This window comes from Streptomyces sp. AB3(2024) (assembly GCF_041862025.1).
Classification (GTDB): Bacteria; Actinomycetota; Actinomycetes; order Streptomycetales; family Streptomycetaceae; genus Streptomyces.
This window is the reverse complement of sequence record NZ_JBGWAB010000364.1, coordinates 1-377: the sequence shown is the minus strand read 5'-3', so window position 1 is coordinate 377 and position 377 is coordinate 1. Positions and strand designations below refer to the sequence as shown.

Sequence of the window (377 nt, the reverse complement as noted above, 5' to 3'; positions counted from 1 at the left end):
GCGGCTGAAGTCGATGAACGTCTCCGGCGTCGCCATGACCGCGACACCGCCGGCCAGTGCCATGTCGCACTCGCCGTTGCGCAGGGCCTGAATCGCCCAGTGCAGCGCGACAAGGGAGGACGAGCAGGCCGTGTCGACCGTGACCGCCGGACCCTCCAGGCCGAACGCGTACGAAACGCGGCCCGAGGCGATGCTGCCGGAGATACCAGTGCCGAGGTATCCCTCGACGCCCTCGGGCAGCACTTCGCCGTTGCCGTAGCCGGTCGCGTAGTCGTGGTACATGACGCCGGCGAAGACGCCGGTCCGGCTGCCCCGCAGAACGGCCGGGTCGATGCCCGCTCGCTCGAAGGCCTCCCACGAGGTCTCCAGCAGCAGCC

The 377-nt window shown here is 70.0% G+C and carries 1 protein-coding gene; it reads right to left on the bottom strand.

The genetic code is table 11. From position 1 onward, the window contains the following. A partial coding sequence (locus ACEPPI_RS40785; RefSeq protein WP_373920282.1) for a beta-ketoacyl synthase N-terminal-like domain-containing protein occupies positions 1–377 on the bottom strand: 377 nt, incomplete at both ends.